19 protein-coding genes and 4 tRNA genes are annotated in these 18,467 nt (G+C 31.0%); 21 read left to right on the top strand and 2 right to left on the bottom strand.

Features of this window, described 5'->3' with window-relative positions:
* The first annotated feature begins 67 nt into the window (after nucleotides 1-67).
* The 5 genes from B3W71_RS04620 (at nucleotide 68) to B3W71_RS04600 (ending at nucleotide 1,878) form a co-directional block, all read left to right on the top strand.
* Nucleotides 68-142, top strand: a tRNA-Glu gene (locus B3W71_RS04620).
* Between the two features lie 5 nt (nucleotides 143-147).
* Nucleotides 148-223 (top strand) — tRNA-Val (locus tag B3W71_RS04615).
* A 13-nt stretch (nucleotides 224-236) separates the two neighbouring features.
* Nucleotides 237-313, top strand: a tRNA-Asp gene (locus B3W71_RS04610).
* Between the two features lie 5 nt (nucleotides 314-318).
* Nucleotides 319-393, top strand: a tRNA-Thr gene (locus B3W71_RS04605).
* A gap of 219 nt (nucleotides 394-612) precedes the next feature.
* Nucleotides 613-1,878, top strand: a complete 1,266-nt coding sequence (locus B3W71_RS04600; RefSeq protein ID WP_346887770.1) for a DNA polymerase IV — start codon at nucleotides 613-615, stop codon at nucleotides 1,876-1,878.
* 108 nt (nucleotides 1,879-1,986) lie between these two features.
* On the opposite strand, the gene B3W71_RS04595 is transcribed toward B3W71_RS04600, so the two are convergent.
* Nucleotides 1,987-2,976 carry an ATP-binding protein gene (locus B3W71_RS04595; RefSeq protein WP_346887769.1) on the bottom strand — a complete coding sequence of 330 codons (990 nt, stop codon included), beginning with the start codon at nucleotides 2,974-2,976 and terminating at the stop codon, nucleotides 1,987-1,989.
* A complete protein-coding gene (locus B3W71_RS04590) occupies nucleotides 2,969-3,964 on the bottom strand; it encodes a DnaD domain protein (RefSeq protein ID WP_346887768.1) in 996 nt (331 codons plus the stop codon). The genes B3W71_RS04595 and B3W71_RS04590 overlap by 8 nt, the downstream gene beginning before the upstream one ends.
* Before the next feature lie 477 nt (nucleotides 3,965-4,441).
* On the opposite strand from B3W71_RS04590, the gene B3W71_RS04585 reads away from it, so the two are divergent.
* The 16 genes from B3W71_RS04585 to map all read left to right on the top strand — a co-directional run bounded on the left by B3W71_RS04585 (nucleotide 4,442) and on the right by map (nucleotide 18,338).
* A complete protein-coding gene (locus B3W71_RS04585) occupies nucleotides 4,442-5,311 on the top strand; it encodes a M23 family metallopeptidase (RefSeq protein ID WP_346887767.1) in 870 nt (289 codons plus the stop codon).
* 180 nt (nucleotides 5,312-5,491) lie between these two features.
* Complete coding sequence (locus B3W71_RS04580) at nucleotides 5,492-5,956, top strand: MarR family transcriptional regulator (RefSeq protein WP_346887766.1); 465 nt, start codon at nucleotides 5,492-5,494, stop codon at nucleotides 5,954-5,956.
* Between the two features lie 12 nt (nucleotides 5,957-5,968).
* A complete protein-coding gene (locus B3W71_RS04575; RefSeq protein ID WP_346887765.1) occupies nucleotides 5,969-6,946 on the top strand; it encodes a beta-ketoacyl-ACP synthase III in 978 nt (325 codons plus the stop codon).
* A 21-nt stretch (nucleotides 6,947-6,967) separates the two neighbouring features.
* Complete coding sequence (acpP, locus tag B3W71_RS04570; RefSeq protein WP_346887764.1) at nucleotides 6,968-7,198, top strand: acyl carrier protein; 231 nt, start codon at nucleotides 6,968-6,970, stop codon at nucleotides 7,196-7,198.
* 50 nt (nucleotides 7,199-7,248) lie between these two features.
* Nucleotides 7,249-8,190 (top strand): enoyl-[acyl-carrier-protein] reductase FabK, encoded by a 942-nt coding sequence (gene fabK, locus B3W71_RS04565; protein ID WP_346887763.1) that lies wholly within the window; start codon nucleotides 7,249-7,251, stop codon nucleotides 8,188-8,190.
* A 15-nt stretch (nucleotides 8,191-8,205) separates the two neighbouring features.
* Nucleotides 8,206-9,150 carry an ACP S-malonyltransferase gene (fabD, locus tag B3W71_RS04560; RefSeq protein WP_346887762.1) on the top strand — a complete coding sequence of 315 codons (945 nt, stop codon included), beginning with the start codon at nucleotides 8,206-8,208 and terminating at the stop codon, nucleotides 9,148-9,150.
* Between the two features lie 14 nt (nucleotides 9,151-9,164).
* Nucleotides 9,165-9,905, top strand: a complete 741-nt coding sequence (gene fabG, locus B3W71_RS04555; RefSeq protein WP_346887761.1) for a 3-oxoacyl-[acyl-carrier-protein] reductase — start codon at nucleotides 9,165-9,167, stop codon at nucleotides 9,903-9,905.
* Between the two features lie 22 nt (nucleotides 9,906-9,927).
* Nucleotides 9,928-11,166 (top strand): beta-ketoacyl-ACP synthase II, encoded by a 1,239-nt coding sequence (fabF, locus tag B3W71_RS04550; RefSeq protein ID WP_346887760.1) that lies wholly within the window; start codon nucleotides 9,928-9,930, stop codon nucleotides 11,164-11,166.
* Nucleotides 11,167-11,691 (top strand): acetyl-CoA carboxylase biotin carboxyl carrier protein, encoded by a 525-nt coding sequence (accB, locus tag B3W71_RS04545; RefSeq protein ID WP_346887759.1) that lies wholly within the window; start codon nucleotides 11,167-11,169, stop codon nucleotides 11,689-11,691.
* 30 nt (nucleotides 11,692-11,721) lie between these two features.
* Complete coding sequence (gene fabZ, locus B3W71_RS04540) at nucleotides 11,722-12,177, top strand: 3-hydroxyacyl-ACP dehydratase FabZ (RefSeq protein WP_346887758.1); 456 nt, start codon at nucleotides 11,722-11,724, stop codon at nucleotides 12,175-12,177.
* A gap of 19 nt (nucleotides 12,178-12,196) precedes the next feature.
* A complete protein-coding gene (locus B3W71_RS04535) occupies nucleotides 12,197-13,546 on the top strand; it encodes an acetyl-CoA carboxylase biotin carboxylase subunit (RefSeq protein WP_346887757.1) in 1,350 nt (449 codons plus the stop codon).
* Between the two features lie 24 nt (nucleotides 13,547-13,570).
* Complete coding sequence (gene accD, locus B3W71_RS04530; protein WP_346887756.1) at nucleotides 13,571-14,437, top strand: acetyl-CoA carboxylase, carboxyltransferase subunit beta; 867 nt, start codon at nucleotides 13,571-13,573, stop codon at nucleotides 14,435-14,437.
* A gap of 30 nt (nucleotides 14,438-14,467) precedes the next feature.
* Nucleotides 14,468-15,274, top strand: a complete 807-nt coding sequence (locus B3W71_RS04525; RefSeq protein ID WP_346887755.1) for an acetyl-CoA carboxylase carboxyltransferase subunit alpha — start codon at nucleotides 14,468-14,470, stop codon at nucleotides 15,272-15,274.
* A gap of 237 nt (nucleotides 15,275-15,511) precedes the next feature.
* Nucleotides 15,512-16,384 carry a DegV family protein gene (locus B3W71_RS04520; RefSeq protein WP_346887754.1) on the top strand — a complete coding sequence of 291 codons (873 nt, stop codon included), beginning with the start codon at nucleotides 15,512-15,514 and terminating at the stop codon, nucleotides 16,382-16,384.
* Between the two features lie 277 nt (nucleotides 16,385-16,661).
* On the top strand, nucleotides 16,662-17,309 hold the full coding sequence (locus B3W71_RS04515; RefSeq protein ID WP_346887753.1) for an amidase domain-containing protein: 648 nt from the start codon (nucleotides 16,662-16,664) through the stop codon (nucleotides 17,307-17,309).
* Nucleotides 17,310-17,471: 162 nt separating this feature from the next.
* Complete coding sequence (gene map / locus B3W71_RS04510; RefSeq protein ID WP_346887752.1) at nucleotides 17,472-18,338, top strand: type I methionyl aminopeptidase; 867 nt, start codon at nucleotides 17,472-17,474, stop codon at nucleotides 18,336-18,338.
* Nucleotides 18,339-18,467: the final 129 nt, after the last annotated feature.

Raw genomic sequence — 18,467 nt, 5'->3', positions numbered from 1 at the left:
AAGGTTTAAAATTTTTGTATTATAATAAATGTCGGATGGCCCGGCAAACAAAAGTAAAATGACATATGGCTCCTTGGTCAAGCGGTCAAGACACCACCCTTTCACGGTGGTAACAGGGGTTCGATTCCCCTAGGAGTCACCATACTAGGTCGCATAGCTCAGCTGGGAGAGCACCTGCCTTACAAGCAGGGGGTCACAGGTTCGATCCCTGTTGCGACCACCACATAATTTAATGTGGCCCAGTGGCTCAGTTGGTTAGAGTGCCGGCCTGTCACGCCGGAGGTCGAGGGTTCGAGTCCCTTCTGGGTCGCCATTTATGCTGGCATGGCTCAACGGTAGAGCAGCTGATTTGTAATCAGCAGGTTGTAGGTTCGATTCCTATTGCCAGCTCCAAGATTCTGAATTAATTCAGAATCTTTTTTTATTTTTTTGAATTGCTAATAAAAATGAATTATATATTCTACTTTTATCATGATAAATTATAAATTTATTCAAGTTAGCTCTAAAATATATTTATTAGAAATAAACTATAAGTGCTATAATTATATCTTTACAAACGAATATTTGTTCGTTAAAATAAAAGCGTAAATTAATTTTTAGGATGTGATATTTGTGGAGAAAGAGGCAGAAAGAGTAATATTTCATATAGATGTTAATTCTGCATTTCTATCATGGACAGCTATAAATTTATTGAGATGCGGAGAAAGTTTAATAGATATAAGAAAAATTCCTTCCATAATAGGGGGAAGTATAGAAGATAGGCGAGGTGTAGTTTTAGCAAAATCAATTCCAGCTAAAAAATTCAATATAATAACTGGAGAGCCTATTGTAGCGGCCTTAAAGAAATGTCCTCAATTAAAAGTTTACCCACCAGAGCATAGATTATATAGAAAATTTAGTAATGATATGTTTGAACTATTAAAGCCGTATTCTGCTTTCATTGAAAGATACTCAATAGATGAAGTATTCATGGATGCAAGTCATTTTAAGTATGATTACATGGATAAGGCTAAGGAGATTAAAAATAAAATAGAAAAAGATTTAGGGTTTACTGTGAATATAGGAATAGGAAATAATAAATTACTAGCTAAAATGGCTAGTGATTTTTCAAAAAAGAATTCTATTCATACATTATTTAAAGAACAAGTAAAAACAAAGATGTGGCCACTTAAGGTTGGTGATTTATTCATGGTTGGAAAGGCTGCTGAAAAAAAACTTACAGATCTAAATATATTCACTATTGGAGATTTAGCAAATTATAATCTGAACATTCTGAGAAATATATTTAAAAGCTATGCAAATGTAATTTATGGATATGCCAACGGAATAGATAGTTCCCCTATAAATTGTGATAACTATGTAGATGTAAAAGGAATAGGGAACTCAACTACTACAAGTAAAGATATTTTAAACATAGAAGAAGCTTTAAAGGTATTATTGTCACTTACAGAAAGTGTAGCTAAGCGGCTTAGAGCAAATAAATCTTTATGTGGAATTGTAGTTGTATCAATAAAGTCTAATGTATTTACAAACTATTCGCATCAAAAAAAGCTATTAGTACCAACAGATTCTACTGAGGAAATTTTTAAGTTAGTAAAGGTAATTTTTAATGAAATGTGGCGTAGGGAACCTATAAGATTATTAGGAGTTAGAGTAACTAAATTAAGTGATAATACTATATATCAAAAATCTTTATTTGATGATGAAAAAATAGATAAACAAAGAGTATTAGATAATACTATAGATAAAATAAGAGATAAGTATGGAGATTCATCTATAATAAGGTCAACTTTTATAGACTCAAATGATAGAAATATTTTGGAAAAAGAAAAGGACGAAGACTATTTAATGATGGGAGGTCTTTATGATTCCTTTTAGACATCTGAAAATATACGAGCATTCTGACTTATCTATTTTTTGAAGATGCCTTAAACAAAAAACATCCTAACTTAATGTATATATAAGTTAGGATGTTTCTTTATGAATTTATTTAGATGATGTTTTACTATTTAAGCTTTTTTGAAGTCTTATATCGTCACCATAAAACTTAAATAAAGTAAAATTACCAAAAAGTCTAGATGTAATTCTTTCTGAATAGATAGATAATAATTCATCTAAAGAAAAGTTACTAGAAATCAACATTTTCTTGTTTCTTAATAGCTTAGTGTTTAGAAGATTAAATAACTCAGATATAGCGAACTCAGATGAGACTTCTGTACCCAAGTCATCTATTATAAGTAAGTCGCAATTAATTAAGTGATCTTCTAGAGTTACGTTACTATTAAATCTTATGTCCTTTAAGTTTTTAATTAATTCTTCAGAAGTCCTATATACTATAAAGTATCCATTGTCTATTAATTCTTTTGCTATACAATGAGATAAAAATGTTTTTCCTGTGCCTGGATTACCATAGAAAAGAAGATTTTCGGAAGTGGAATCAAAATTTTCCATATATCTAAGGCACTGATTTACTATATTCTTCATATTTTCTTTAGGACTAAATTTTTCACGTCCATTTTTTTTATCAATGAAAAAGTCCATATTAAAATTGGCAAAATTATGATCATCAGAAACTATAAATAAATCACTATTTCTATAATAGATACTATTAAGTTTTTGTTTATAGCAACTGCATTTTTTCAATCCTATAAATCCAGTATCCTTACATTTATTACAGTTATAATGAATATCTAGATAATCTAAAGGATAACCGTTAGATACTAAGAGTTCAGACTTTTTAACTCTTAGATTAGTTATATCTTCTTTTAATTCTTTTAAATGATGGTCCCTATTATTAGAATCTTGAAAAGCTGCTAAGGAAACTTTAATACATAGTTTTCCAATGCGATTTTCAATCTCATCTATTTCAGGAACACGTTTTTTTACTTCAGCTTTTCTTGACCCTAGAGCATTCTTTTGTTTTTCTTTTATTTCATCATAAAGCTTCATAATTTCCAAGTGATAGTTATTAGTCATTATTATCCCATCCTAAAAGTTTTCTTTCTAAATCCTCAAAGTCATAGCTTCTTTGGTCATAACTATGAAATTTACTTTTTCCTTTTTTTGCACTGTTATTAGAAACTTCACTGATAATAGGTTTAAAGTTAATCTTCTTCTTATCTTTTATCTCGATGTCTTGAAGAGTTTTAATATTATCTTTAAACCAGCTATTTAGAATACCATCAATATATTTAAAGTCAGCCCTATTAAGTCTTTCAAAACATATGTCGCAAGCTTTATATATAATTTCCAAAGAGAAGTTATAGGTATTTAACCATTTATTTAAGATATCTTCTTGAGGTTTCATGATATCGCCATTTTTTAAGCCTAAATAGGTTAAGATTTTTCTTATATTAATCCATTTATCCTCATGTTTTTTTATATAGTCTTGAGCTTCATCTATATTAGTTATATTGATATCATTCCAAGATATAGCTATTTTTTCAATATACCTGTAATCAGACTTTCCTTTAGACACACAGTATTCTATAAGTAAAAGTATGAGTTCAGGAGAAAAGTTAAAGTCTTTTTGCCATCCAAGATAAGTAGTCATTTCCTTTGGAGAAAGTGGACGTGCCAACAATCTTTCTATATCTTGTAGCATATCCTTAACCATAGAATTATCTAGTTCTTTTAATAAGTTTACGGATTTTCTGCTATCTGGAGCCTTAGTTAACTCTAAGAACTCTATATTATAATTACCCATATTATCTATAGGAACTAATCGTATAACACCTTCATCATTCCAATAATTCCAAGCATTTATTACGTCAGTTTCTAATAAAGAGAGAGCAGAAGCTATAAGAGTTGAATTTACACCTATTTCTCCACTAACACAATATTTAAGACCAAGTAAATAAACTTTTATATACTCACCTCTAGCCTTTGCCATGAAGTTATCTATAAACACATTACTTACAGGAGTATAATCTAAATTTTTGGTTTTAAACATAAAAGTACTCATAGAATCTCAACCTTTCCATGTTATCGTAATGTAAGTAGTACCACATTAATTTTTCGTTGAAAACTAAGGTTATAATATATTAATAATGCCAATAAATAGAGTTATCTAGGGAGTAGTCATCCTTATTTCTCACTTTAAGAAAAGTAAATATCCAATATTTTAAAAATAAACTCATAAAGTGATATAGAATTATTAGGTCATTAACCGTCGAATAAATTATTTATTTACTATGTAAATTATATCTTATTACTTATTTTTTATAACCTTTTAGAGTAAGTTTCAATTAAAAATTATATTATAACCCTAGTATAACATATAGTAAACCTATTAAAAGAAAAATTTAATAATTAACAAATATATAGATGTAAGTATATAAAATTAATATTTTATTAATACTAAATATGATTGTGTATTTAGAGATTATGTTTAAAATACTCACAATGGGGTATATTATCATTGTAGTAGGGAGGTAATACCATGAAAAAAAATATACTAAAAGAATTGATCATAGTGTGTGTATCAGCCTTATGTATTTTAACTATGGTTACCATGAATTCGGTAGAATCAAAAGAAAATGTAAAAGCAGATGAAAAAGTAAATGCATTAGTTATGAAATCAGATAGTGTAGATATAGGTATAGTTGCCGACGAATCTACAGGTAATAATGCCATTAATAAAGTAAGGGATATCTATATAAATACATATAATATAGATAAGATTAAAGATGTTACTGTAAATAATGAAATAGTATATGAAGAAATAACTTGTAATAAAGAAGATATTCTAAATGAAAGTGAAATTTGTAATAAAATAATAGGGTACAATAATACAAATGATGACAGTTTAGTTAGTTTTACAGTTACAAAAGAAAATCATGTTAGATATATACAGAAGACTAATGAACAAGTTGCTTTTACGCCTCTTAGTAGGGGGAATACAGAGATCAATAGAGAGGTTTTTTTACACAATTCAATAACAACGCCTATAAAAGGCATACTAACTGCTACCTTTGGGGAACAAAGAGAAGGATATTATCATAAAGGAGTTGACTTAGCTGCAAATACTGGAACTAAAATACAAGCAGCATTAGATGGAACGGTGAGTTTTTCTGGAGTGGCAGATGGATACGGAAAAGTAGTAATAATTGACCATAGTGATAATTTACAGACTGTATATGCTCATTGTAGCAAACTAGATGTATCTTCAGGAGAGCAAGTGCTAAGAGGTCAATTTGTAGCGGAAGTTGGAAATACTGGAGATAGTACAGGTCCACATCTACATTTTGAAATTAGAGTAGATGGAGTTCCAATAGATCCATTAAGATACACAGGAGTAGCAGGATATTAAATTCTTAGTAAAGTCTAGATTTATCTAGACTTTACTTTCAAGATAAAGTAAATAAATTGTAGCAAGTTAGATTATTTATAAAAATAAAAGCAAAAAATTTATATTGACTTTAGTTTTTTTTAGTAATATACTTTGATTATCAAAATATTTGAGAGTCAAACAAAAGGGGTAGAAAATAGCATGAAATCCTTAAATTCAAATAAACACGTGTTAAATGAATTATTAGTAACTATATTTAATGATATTTTAGAGATTGAGCAAACAGCATTACAACAAGGGGTACTCAATGATTTATCGGTTACTGAAATACATACCATTGAAGCTATAGGAATGTATAAGCCAAGAACTATGACAGAAGTAGCGAATGATTTAAATATTACAGTAGGAACTTTAACTACTGCAATAACAAAGCTGGTAAAGAAGGAGTATGTGGAACGCACAAGAGGAGAAGAAGATAGAAGATCTGTAATGATAGCTCTTACTAGAAAAGGAAAGCTAGCCTATAGAGTTCATGAAAGGTTCCATCAAGATATGATTAATGAAACTATAAATGGATTAACAGATGAAGAGGAAGAAGTATTAATCGGATCTTTGGAGAAAGTAAATAAATTCTTTAAATCAAAATATAATCTTAAGAATAAGTAAAGGAGAAAAATTGTGATTGGTTCAAGAATACTAGGAACAGGTTCTTATACACCATCTAATATAGTTTATAACAAAGATATAGAGAGTATTGTAGATACTTCAGATAGCTGGATTAGAGAGAGAACTGGAATAGCTGAAAGAAGGATATCTTCTAATGAAGATACCTCAGAATTAGCAATTAAAGCAGCTACAAAAGCCTTAGAAAATAGCAATATAGATGGTAAGGAAATTGATTTGATTTTAGTGGCTACAGTTACTCCTGATAGTTTAGTACCGTCAGTTGCATGTAATGTGCAAAAGGAAATAGGTGCCATAAATGCTATGGCTTTTGATATAAATGCCGCATGCAGTGGATTTATATTTGCTTTAGATATAGCTAAGGTATATATAGAGACAGGTAGGGCTACAAAGGCTTTGGTAATTGGAGCAGAGGTATTATCAAAGATTGTAGATTGGGAAGATAGAAATACTTGCGTATTATTTGGTGATGGCGCAGGAGCTGTAGTTTTAGGAAAAGATTCTAAAGAACATATAAGCTATATTAACTGTAAAAGCGTAGGTTCTAAAGGGGAAGCTCTTACCTGTGGTATACTTCCTATTTCGAATCCTTATGCTAAGGAAGGCATAAAAGATAACAAGATTAAAATGAATGGAAGAGATATTTATAAATTTGCTGTTAAGGTTATGGAAGACGAATTTAATAGAATTCTTAAAGAAGGAAATATAGAAAAGGAAGAGATAGATTTTATACTTCCACATCAAGCCAATATAAGAATGATAGATAGTTTTAGCAAGAAAGTGGATATACCTTTATCTAAATTCATAATTAATTTAGATAAAAAGGGGAATACGTCCAGTGCAAGTATTCCAATAGCTTTAGATGAAGCAAATCTGAATGGTCAAATTAAGTCAGGAAATAACATAGTAATTATAGGATTTGGTGGTGGACTAACCTATGGTAGTGCGCTATTGAAGTGGAATAATAATTAAAAGGATATAGGAGGAATAAAAATGGTATTAGAAAGAGTTAAAAAGGTTATAGCAAAAGAATTAGGGATAGAGGTAGAAGAATTAAATATAAATGCTAGCTTTACGGATGATTTAGGGATAGATTCTTTAGAAATATTTGAAATTGTTATGAGTCTAGAAGAGGAATTTGATATTGAAATTCCAAATGAGGATATAGAGAATATAAAAAATGTTCAAGATATCTCAAGCTATATAGAAAGCAAGGTTAACTAAAACAAAGGGTCAGATAGATAACTATCTGACCTTAACCATAGGAGGTATATATGTTTAAATCAGATATATGTGAAGCTTTAGGAATACAGTATCCTATAATTCAAGGAGCTATGGCATGGATTGCAGATAGTACATTAGCAAGTAGCGTATCAAATGCAGGAGGACTTGGAATTATAGCTGCAGGAAATAACTCCCCAGAAAATATTAGATTAGAAATAAGAAGAGCTAAAGAGTTAACAGATAAACCTTTTGGAGTAAACATAATGTTACTTAGTGGCAATGCAGATGAGGTTGCTAAGATTGTTTGTGAAGAAGGTGTAAAAGTTGTTACAACGGGTGCAGGAAACCCAGGAAAATATATGGATATGTGGAAAAATCATAATATTGTGGTTATTCCGGTAGTAGCATCCACAGGACTTGCAAAGAGAATGGAGAGAAGTGGAGCAGATATGGTAATTGCAGAAGGTTGTGAAGCAGGTGGACACATAGGTGAACTTACAACTATGGCACTGCTTCCTCAGGTAGTTGACGCTGTAAATATACCAGTTATAGCTGCAGGTGGTATAGGAGATTCAAGAGGAATGTTAGCTACATTAGCATTAGGGGCTAATGGATTTCAAGTTGGTACTAGATTTCTTACAGCTAATGAATGTAATATCCATGAAAATTACAAAAAGAAGGTAATAGAATCAAAGGATATAGATTCTATAGTTACAGGTAGAAGTACTGGGCATCCTGTAAGAGTTCTTAGAAATAGATTGTCTAGGGAATATTCAAAGCTTGAAAAGGCAGGTACATCACCTGAAGAATTAGAAAAATTAGGTGTTGGAGGACTTAGAAAAGCTGTTATAGAAGGGGATATAGATAATGGTTCTGTAATGGCAGGTCAAATTGCAGGATTAATAAAAAAACAAGAAAGTTGTGAAGATATAATTAAAGATTTTATAGAAGGTACTGAAAAATTACTTAAATCTATGATAAATAAGTTTTAATCTTGAGAGGTAATTATGAAAAATATAGCATTTATTTTCCCAGGCCAAGGCAGTCAATATGTAGGTATGGGAAAGGAAATATATGAAGAATTTTTAGTGGCTAAGGAAGTATTTGAAAAAGCTAACAAAATCTTAAATAAAGATATAGCAAACCTTTGCTTTAATGGTCCAATAGAAGAATTAACTTCTACTGAAAACAATCAGGTTGCTATAGTAACACTTTCAATAGCATTATTTGAAATTTTAAAGTCATATGGAATAAATGTCAAAATTGTTGCAGGGTTAAGTCTTGGAGAATATTCTGCTCTAATTTCAAGTGGTATTATGAATTTTGAACAGGGCTTAAAAGTAGTAAGAGAAAGAGGAATCTTTATGAAGGAAGATAGTGATACTACTAATGGTTCCATGGCAGCTGTAATTGGTGGAAAAATAGAAGATATAGAAGACGTATGTAAGAAACTTAGTGTCAAAGGGATAATTGGTATAGCAAATTATAATTGTAGTTCTCAAGTTGTAATTTCTGGAGAGGATTCTTTAGTTGAAGAGGCTATGAGAATTTTGAAAACCAAGGGTGTTAAGAAAATTGTTAAATTATCAGTAAGTGGAGGGTTTCATACAGAGTTAATGAAAAACGCATCTAAAAAGCTAGGAAATGTATTAGAGTTTGTAGCTTTTAAAGAAAGTAATATAGATGTAATACCTAATGTTACAGGAGAAATTTTATCAAACGTGATGAAACTAAGATGTTTACTAGAAGCCCAAGTTAAGTCTTCAGTTCAGTGGCAAAAGACCATAGAAAATATGATAAATATGGGCATTAATACCTTCATAGAGGTTGGACCAGGAAAAGCCCTTAGTGGTTTTGTAAAGAAAATAAATAAAGAAGTAAAAGTATTAAACGTTGAGGATAAAGAATCAGTTTATAGTACATTAAAGTACTTAAAAGAAGCTAGTGTATAGGAGAGGATATAAAAATGTTTAAAGGAAAGAATGTGGTAGTTACTGGAGGTAGTAGAGGAATAGGAAAGGCCATAGCTTTAGAATTTGGAAAAAATAGAGCCAATGTGGTTATAAATTATGTTAGTAGTGACATAGAAGCTAAAAAAGTTGCCGAGGAAATAAAAGGCCTTGGAGGGAATGCTATTTTAGTAAAAGGAGATGTAAGTAGTTTCGAGGAAGGAAAAAAGTTAATAGACGAAGCAGTAAAAGCCCTTGGAACTATAGATGTATTAATTAATAATGCTGGAATAACAAAAGATGGATTAATTATGAGGATGAAAGAGGAACAATTTGATAAGGTTTTGGATATAAATCTTAAGGGAGTATTTAATACCTGTAAGAGTGCGGTATCTTATATGCTTAAACAAAGAAGCGGAAAAATTATAAATATTTCATCCGTAGTAGGAGTTGTAGGAAATGCAGGCCAGGCAAATTATGCAGCATCTAAAGCAGGGGTTATAGGACTTACTAAATCTATAGCTAAAGAAGTAGGGACTAGAGGTATAACTGTAAATGCTATAGCACCAGGATTTATAAAAAGTGATATGACAGATGTATTAAGTGAAAAGGTAAGGGAAGGTATGTTAGGGTTAATTCCTTTAGGTAGATTTGGAGCCGTAGAAGATATAGCAAAAACTGTAGCCTTTCTTGCTTCAGAAGGTGGAGATTATATAACAGGTCAAGTTATAAATGTAGATGGCGGAATGGTAATGTAGTTATTGAAGGAGGATATATAAGGTGAGCAGAAGAGTAGTAGTTACGGGAATGGGAGCAATTACTCCTATAGGTAATGATGTTGATAGCTTTTGGAATGGGGTTAAGGATAGTAAATGTGGTATAGATTATATTAAATCTATGGACGTAGAAAAGTTCAAAGTTAAAATAGCAGCAGAGGTTAAAGATTTTGATCCTACTGAAACTATTGATAGAAAAGAAAGTAAGAGAATGGATAGATACTGCCAACTTGCTATGGTTGCAGCAGAGGAGGCAGTAAAAGCCTCAAAATTAGATTTAGACAATATAGATAAATATAGATTAGGTGTGCTAATTAGTTCAGGAATAGGTGGACTTGAGACTTTAGAAAATGAATATAAAAGGATGTTAGAAAGAGATACAACTAAGGTATCACCATTCTTAATTCCTATGATGATAGAGAATATGGCAGGAGGAAATGTTGCTATAAAATATGGAGCTAAGGGACCATGCTTATCTGTTGTTACAGCTTGTGCTACAGGAACTAATAGTATAGGTGAAGCATTTGAGATGATAAAGGCAAATAGGGCAGAAGTAATGATTGCAGGTGGAACAGAAGCATCTATAACTTCAGTTGGTCTAGCTGGATTTACTGCATTAACAGCATTAAGCAAGAGTGAAGATCCCCAAAAAGCATCTATTCCTTTTGATAAAAATAGAAGTGGATTCGTAATGGGTGAGGGAGCAGGAGTTTTAATTTTAGAAGAACTTGAACATGCAAAATCAAGAGGAGCTAGAATATATGGTGAAATTGTTGGATACGGAGCTACTTGTGATGCATACCATATAACCCAACCTAGTGCTGATGGGGAAGGGGCATCAAGAGCTATGAAACTTGCAATTGAAGAAGGAAACATAAAATTAGAAGATATATCATATATTAATGCTCACGGAACTAGTACACCATATAATGACAAATTTGAAACTGTAGCCATAAAAAGTTTATTTAAGGAGGAAGCTTATAAGATTCCAGTTAGCTCTACTAAGTCAATGACAGGACATTTATTAGGAGCAGCAGGTGCTGTAGAGGCTATTGTATGTATAAAGGCTTTAGAGGATGGGTTTATTCCAGCTACCATTGGTCTTGAAGAGAAGGATGAAGAGTGCGACTTGGATTATGTTCCTAATGCGGGAAGAAAGGCTGAGCTTAAATATGCTTTATCTAATTCTTTAGGTTTTGGTGGCCATAATGCCACACTTTTATTTAAGAAATGGGAGGAATAAATGATGAACTATGAAGCAATTGAAAGGCTTATTAAATTAATAAATGATTCCGAACTTAAGGAGTTAGAGTTAGAAGAAGCTGGTCTTAGAATAAGAATGAGCAAAAATGATTCTAGTAAAGTTATTTACACTGAAGATACTAGAGTATTGAGTAAACCGATTATGGTAGATAAGTGTGATAGTGAAGTTGTTAATCATAGTAAGGTAGATTCAACTTTAGTAATGAATACAAAGAATGAAGAAATAATTACGGAAGAAATAGATAGGGAAGAGAATTCATTAGAAGGATGCTTTATAGTTAAATCACCTATGGTAGGTACATTTTATTCTTCACCAACAGAAAACGGAGATTCTTATGTAAAAATAGGAGATTTAGTATCAAATGAATCTATTCTTTGCATAATTGAAGCTATGAAATTAATGAACGAAATTGAATGTGAAGTTGAAGGAACTGTAGCTAAAATATTCGTTAACAATGGAGATGTAGTAGAATTTGGTCAGCCTATAATGGCTATAAAACTTTAAGATAGAGAATAATTAGGAGGTAGTATAATAATGTTAGACACAGTAGAAGAGAAGCCGATAAAACTTAATATAAAAGAAATACAAGAAATAATACCTCACAGATATCCATTTTTATTTGTAGATCAAATAGAAAGCTTAGAGCCAATGAAAAATGCAGTTGGATATAAGAACATAACTATGAATGAATACTTTTTTCAAGGTCATTTTCCTCAAGAACCGGTATTACCTGGAGTAATAATAGTAGAAGCTCTTGCTCAAGTTGGTGCCATCGCGTTACTGTATGATGAAAAGTTTAGAGGAAAGATAGCTTACTTCGGTGGAATAAAAAATGCTAGATTTAGAAGAAAAGTTGTACCTGGTGATCGATTAAAGTTAGAGGTTGAAATTATAAAGATAAAAGGACCAGTAGGCATTGGAAAAGGGACTGCAACAGTTGATGGAGTAGTAGCCTGTGAATGTGAATTAACCTTTGCAGTAGGAGTATAAAAGTAAGAGAGGTAGCCGTATGTTTAAAAAGATATTAATTGCTAATAGAGGGGAAATTGCAGTTAGAATAATTAGAGCTTGCAGAGAAATGGGAATACAAACTGTAGCTGTATATTCTGAAGGTGATAAAGAAGCTTTGCATGCTCAAATGGCAGACGAGTGTGTTTGCATTGGACCATCAGCCTCAAAAGATAGTTATCTAAATGAGAATAATATATTAAGTGCTACTATTTTAAAAGGAGCAGAGGCTATTCATCCTGGATTTGGATTTCTATCAGAAAATAGTAGATTCGCTAAAATGTGTGAAGAGTGTAACATTAAATTTATAGGACCAACAGCAGATAATATAAGCAATATGGGAAATAAGTCTAAAGCTAGGGAGCTTATGGAGAAAGCTGATATTCCAGTTGTACCTGGCTCAAAAGGACTTGTAAAGAATGAAGAAGAAGCTATAGAGATAGCTAAGGAAATAGGTTATCCGGTAATGATAAAAGCCTCTAGTGGAGGCGGTGGAAAAGGAATTAGGATTGTAAACAATGAGAATCAACTTATAAGTGATTTCAATGCAGCAAAGAGAGAAGCAAAGACTTCATTTAATGATGATTCTATGTATATAGAAAAGTTTATAGAAAAACCAAGACATATAGAAATACAGCTTATAGCAGATGACTATGGAAACACGGTATATCTAGGAGAACGTGAATGTTCTATACAAAGAAAAAATCAGAAGGTGTTAGAGGAAGCGCCATCAGTATTTATAGATAATGATATGAGAAAGAAAATGGGAGAAACTGCAGTTAAAGCTGCGAAATCTATAGGTTATATAAATGCTGGAACTATAGAATTTCTAGTAGATAAGAATAAAAGTTTCTATTTTATGGAGATGAATACTAGAATACAGGTAGAGCATCCTGTGACAGAGATGATAACAGGAATAGATTTAATAAAGGAACAAATTAAAATAGCTTATGGAGAGAAATTAAGTTTTTCTCAGGAAGATATAAAAATTACAGGGCATTCCATAGAATGTAGAATAAATGCAGAAGATCCTTATAAGAACTTTAGACCATGTCCAGGTGAAATAACTAATTTGTATGTACCAGGTGGAAATGGAGTTAGATTAGATTCTGCAGTATATCAAGGTTATAAGATTCCTCACTGTTATGACTCAATGATTGGTAAGCTTATAGTTCATGGTAAAGATAGAGAAGAGGCTATAGGGAAAATGAAAAGAGCATTAAGTGAATTCATAATAGAAGGAGTTAATACTAATATAGATCTTCAACTTGATATTTTGGCTAATGAGAATTTTGTAGAAGGAAACTTTGATACAGGTTTTTTAGAAGCATATCTCAATAAGGTTAAATAGTTTAAATCTAAATGAGGTAATTATATGAAAGATTTAAAGTCGTTATTTAAAAAAAATGTTTATATAGAAGTAAAAGCAAATAACAAAGATAGTGAAATAGAAAAGAAACCACAAGTACCGGATGGAATGTGGGTTAGATGTGCGGAATGCGGTAATATCATATATAGAGGAGATCTAATAAATAATTTAAAGGTATGCTATTCTTGTGGAGGGCATTTTAGACTTACAGCAAGAGAGCGAATTAAACAGACCATTGATGAAGGAACATTTAAAGAGTTGTTTGCAGATATGGTTTCAGATAATCCGTTAGACTTTCCAGATTATAATGAAAAGGTGAATAAGATACAAAGAGCCACAAGTATGAAGGAAGCTGTTATAACAGGCATAGGGAAGATAGACGGTAATAATGCAGTTATATGTGTCATGGACAGTAACTTTCTTATGGGGAGCATGGGAAGTGTAGTTGGAGAGAAGATTACGAGAGCTATAGAGCTGGCAACAAATGAAGAATTACCAATAATAATATTTACTTGCTCTGGAGGAGCAAGGATGCAGGAAGGAATTTTTTCTCTTATGCAGATGGCCAAAACCTCAGCAGCTCTATCTTATCATAATAATAAAGGACTACTATATATATCTGTATTAACAGACCCGACTACTGGAGGAGTAACAGCAAGTTTTGCAATGCTAGGCGATATAATACTTGCTGAACCTAATGCACTTATTGGATTTGCAGGGCGAAGGGTTATTGAGCAAACCATAAAGGAAAAGCTACCAGAGAATTTTCAAACAGCAGAATTTCTTTTAGAAAAAGGCTATGTAGATAAGGTTGTACACAGAAAAGATATGAAAAATACTCTTAGTACTATTATAAAATTGCATATAAATTGAAATTTTAAAGATTAGAGGTGTTGGAAGTATATGGAGAGTAGATTTAACTCGTGGGAAAAGGTAAATATAGCAAGAAGTATCAAAAGACCTACAGCACTTAACTATATTAATAGTATATTTGAGGATTTTATAGAGTTAAAAGGTGATAGAGGCTATGGAGATGATAGTGCCATAGTAGGTGGTATAGCCAGATTTAAAAATAGAAGTGTTACAGTTATAGGAGTACAAAAAGGAAATAATACAAAAGAGAATATAGAAAGAAATTTTGGAATGCCAAAGCCAGAGGGATATAGAAAAGCATTAAGACTTATGCTTCAAGCAGAGAAATTTAAAAGGCCTGTAGTTATTTTTATAGATACTCCAGGTGCATTTTGTGGTATAGAATCAGAAGAACGTGGTATAGGTGAAGCCATTGCTAAAAATCTTATGACTATGAGTAATCTAAAGGTTCCTATAGTTTCTATGATTATAGGAGAAGGTGGAAGTGGAGGAGCATTAGCTCTTGCTGTTGCCGATGAAGTATGGATGCTTGAGAATTCCATATACTCTATTTTATCACCTGAGGGTTTTGCATCTATTTTGTATAAGGATGCATCTAAAGCTAAAGAGGCAGCAGAAAGAATGAAAATAACATCTTCAGATTTATTAAGCTTAGGTGTAATTGATAGAGTTATTAAAGAACCTAAAGGAGGAGCTCAAGAAGATCCTAATAAAATGATTTTAAGTATAAAAGCAAACTTGAAAGAAGTATTAGAAAGATTAAGCCGGGAGCCAATGGAATCTTTATTGACTAAGAGATATTATAAGTTTAGGAAATTAGGAAAATATGTAGAATAGATTAATAAAATATGGTAATATATGACTAATTATAATATAGTATTAATGTAAATTGTTTTAGGTTGTAGTAAAATGATTATAATACTAATAATAATTGGTCTTATTTTATTTAAATTAAGATATAGTAAAACAAATCCAAGATAAATTATTTTATTATGAAAAATGAATTGAATAATTAATAATTTAAGAGTGGAACATAAAACCCATATAAATTTATAAATGAGAGGAATATGAGATATGAATAATAAATTGGTTTTAGTAGTTGATTCAGGTAGTGATTTACCCATTGAATTTATAAATGAGCCTAATATAGTAGGTCTACCTATTGGGTGTAACTTTAAAGGCAGAGATATGGAGGATTATTTTGGTCAAACTTTAGATATTAAGGAATTTTATGATGGTTTAAGAGCTGGAGAAATGTATACTACATCTCAAATAAATGTATATAAGTTTGAGGAGGCTTTTAAAAGCATTATAAAAGAAGGAAAATCCATTATTTATATTGGATTATCCTCAGGATTATCAGGCACTATAAATAATGCAAGAAATGCAGCTTTAAATTTGAAGGAAGAATATCCGGATAGTGATATAACTATAATAGATACATTATCAGCTAGTATGGGAATAGGACTATTAGCATATAAGGTTTATGAGATGATGAAGGAAGATAAATCAAAGGAAGAAATAGTTGAATTTGTAGAAGGGATAAAGCTAAAAATAAATCATTATTTTACAGTAGATGATTTAAAACATCTTAAAAGGGGGGGAAGGGTTTCCAGCTCCGCCGCAACTGTAGGAACTTTGCTTAATGTAAAACCAGTCCTTCATATGGACAATGAAGGTAAACTAATACCTCTTAATAAGGTTAGGGGTAGAAAAAAAGCTATGTTAGAATTGGCAAATAAGTTTATAGAGAGAAGTGTAGGAGAGCAGCAATTAATAACTATTTCCCATGGAGATTGTTTAGAAGATGCAAAGGCATTAGAAGAATTATGCAGGAAAAGTGGAAGAGTTAAGGAATGTATAATTAACAATTTAGGACCAACTATAGGTAGTCATACAGGAGCAGGCCTATTAGCACTGTTTTTTGTTGGTAATAGTAGAGAATAGTAAACAAATAAGTGAGTTATGAGTATATAGGTATTATATAGATATAAATTAACCTATTGTGCAAGTTAGATTATAATAAATAGAATGTTTCATATAAAACAATATAACAATATAACATTTTAAAATTTTAAAATGTTATATTGTTAAAAAATTAATGAAAATTAGATATTCTTAATTTAAATGTCTAGCTAAATGGAATCTCTGTATTGCTATTATTTAGTACAAAAAGTTAAATTATATTTTAATTAATATTAATGTTTAAGATGGGAGGTTGATTATGAAGAGTAAGAGACTACTTAGAATAATCAAAAGAATTAAGAGAAAATCCCAACTTGAAGACGAGATAATCAATAGGAAAAACTATGTATATAATAGAGCACGAGCTAAAGCTTATGCTGAAGCCTATGCTGAGACTCCTAATATAAAAGAATATCCTGTATTTAAGGATAATGATTGTACTAATTTTGTAAGTCAAGTTCTAGTTGCTGGTGGAATGAAGATGAAGGGGTCAGATTATAGAAAGTTTACAGATTGGTTTTGCTATACTAAAGATCCAATAGCTTTAAGGAAAATTGCACTGACATGGAGAAGTGCTGAGTATTTTAGAACGTACTGGGGAAATAAAGATGGAGAAGGAAATAATGTGGCAAGTGAGTATAAAGAATTAACAGTGGAAGAAGCCATATCTAAATATGATGAGCTATATACTTATTTAATGATAGGTGATGTTATACAATATGCAGACAGTAATAAGAAAATATATCATTCTCAAGTAGTTCATGCTAAAGAGTTTAACGTAGCACTCAACAGAAATGATTTATTTATAGCTCAGCACACAATAAACAGAAAGCATGTATCTTTATATGAATATTTAAAGTTATTAAAAGATAAAAAGGATAGGTATATCTATATTTATCATTTTTAACAGATTTAAAAGTTTTGTAGAAGTATTTCTACAAAACTTTTTTTTACTAATATTCGCTTTTAAAATATGGGTAAGAAGGAATAAGTGGTATACTATATGTAAAACATATAGTAGATATTAATAGAATAATTTTATAAAAAGAACTGTATAGTGGAGGTTAATATGGATAAGTTAAATAGAAATGATAGCTGCTGGTGTGGTAGTGGATTAAAATATAAAAAGTGTCATATGGATCAAGATAAGTATTTAGAGAAATTAAGTGAACAATATGGATATGAAATACCAAGAGAAATTATAAAATCAGAAAAAGATATAGAAGGAATAAGAAAAAGTTGTGCTCTAACTAAAGAAATATTAGATATGGTAGAGGAAAGAATAGTAGCGGGCATATCTACAGAAGAAGTAAATAAGTGGGTTCATGAATACACAGTATCCCATGGAGCATATCCAGCACCTTTAGGATATCATGGCTTTCCTAAGAGCACATGTATATCTATAAATAGTGTTGTTTGTCATGGTATACCAGATGAGGAGACAATAATAAAAGATGGAGATATAGTTAATGTTGATGTAACTTGTATTTTAGATGGTTATTATGGTGATTCTAATAGAACTTTTCTTATAGGAAATGTTAGTGATAAAGCAAGAGACTTAGTAGAGACTGCTAAAGAGTGTTTAAGATTAGGAATAGATGAAATAAAGCCTTTTAACACCTTGGGAGATATAGGATTTGTTATAAACCAATTTGCAACTAATAAGGGGTATTCTGTGGTATATGACTATGGTGGTCATGGTGTAGGTAATGAATTTCATGAAGAACCTTTCGTACCTCATATAGGAGAAAGAGGAGAAGGGATGGTTTTACTGCCAGGAATGATATTTACAGTAGAACCAATGATAAATGAAGGTGTTCCAGAAACTGTTGTGTTAGAGGATAATTGGACTGCACTTACAGCAGATAATAAATTGTCTGCTCAATGGGAACATACTATACTAGTTACAGAAGATGGATATGAAGTATTAACCTAACTTGTATTCATATGTAATTTATATGTAATAATTACAAAATGCAAGTTTAATTTAAAGATTCTTGTCTAAAAATATGGGAAATTGTTTTTATATTTGGGGTGTATGTTGATACCATATTATGTAATTATA

The sequence above is a fragment of the Clostridium sp. UBA1056 genome (genome assembly GCA_002316385.1).
In the GTDB taxonomy this organism is placed as follows: Bacteria; Bacillota; Clostridia; order Clostridiales; family Clostridiaceae; genus Clostridium_J.
Note: the sequence above shows the minus strand (reverse complement) of the source record. Positions and strands in the feature narration are given on the sequence as shown.

Coding starts and splice junctions, on each gene's coding strand:
- B3W71_RS04595 (WP_346887769.1), bottom strand. CDS start 2,976: ATGACTAATAACTATCACTTGGAAATTATGAAGCTTTATGATGAAATA.
- B3W71_RS04590 (WP_346887768.1), bottom strand. CDS start 3,964: ATGAGTACTTTTATGTTTAAAACCAAAAATTTAGATTATACTCCTGTA.
- B3W71_RS04585 (WP_346887767.1), top strand. CDS start 4,442: ATGAAAAAAAATATACTAAAAGAATTGATCATAGTGTGTGTATCAGCC.
- B3W71_RS04580 (WP_346887766.1), top strand. CDS start 5,492: ATGAAATCCTTAAATTCAAATAAACACGTGTTAAATGAATTATTAGTA.
- acpP (WP_346887764.1), top strand. CDS start 6,968: ATGGTATTAGAAAGAGTTAAAAAGGTTATAGCAAAAGAATTAGGGATA.
- fabK (WP_346887763.1), top strand. CDS start 7,249: ATGTTTAAATCAGATATATGTGAAGCTTTAGGAATACAGTATCCTATA.
- fabD (WP_346887762.1), top strand. CDS start 8,206: ATGAAAAATATAGCATTTATTTTCCCAGGCCAAGGCAGTCAATATGTA.
- fabG (WP_346887761.1), top strand. CDS start 9,165: ATGTTTAAAGGAAAGAATGTGGTAGTTACTGGAGGTAGTAGAGGAATA.
- accB (WP_346887759.1), top strand. CDS start 11,167: ATGATGAACTATGAAGCAATTGAAAGGCTTATTAAATTAATAAATGAT.
- fabZ (WP_346887758.1), top strand. CDS start 11,722: ATGTTAGACACAGTAGAAGAGAAGCCGATAAAACTTAATATAAAAGAA.
- B3W71_RS04535 (WP_346887757.1), top strand. CDS start 12,197: ATGTTTAAAAAGATATTAATTGCTAATAGAGGGGAAATTGCAGTTAGA.
- accD (WP_346887756.1), top strand. CDS start 13,571: ATGAAAGATTTAAAGTCGTTATTTAAAAAAAATGTTTATATAGAAGTA.
- B3W71_RS04525 (WP_346887755.1), top strand. CDS start 14,468: ATGGAGAGTAGATTTAACTCGTGGGAAAAGGTAAATATAGCAAGAAGT.
- B3W71_RS04520 (WP_346887754.1), top strand. CDS start 15,512: ATGAATAATAAATTGGTTTTAGTAGTTGATTCAGGTAGTGATTTACCC.
- B3W71_RS04515 (WP_346887753.1), top strand. CDS start 16,662: ATGAAGAGTAAGAGACTACTTAGAATAATCAAAAGAATTAAGAGAAAA.
- map (WP_346887752.1), top strand. CDS start 17,472: ATGGATAAGTTAAATAGAAATGATAGCTGCTGGTGTGGTAGTGGATTA.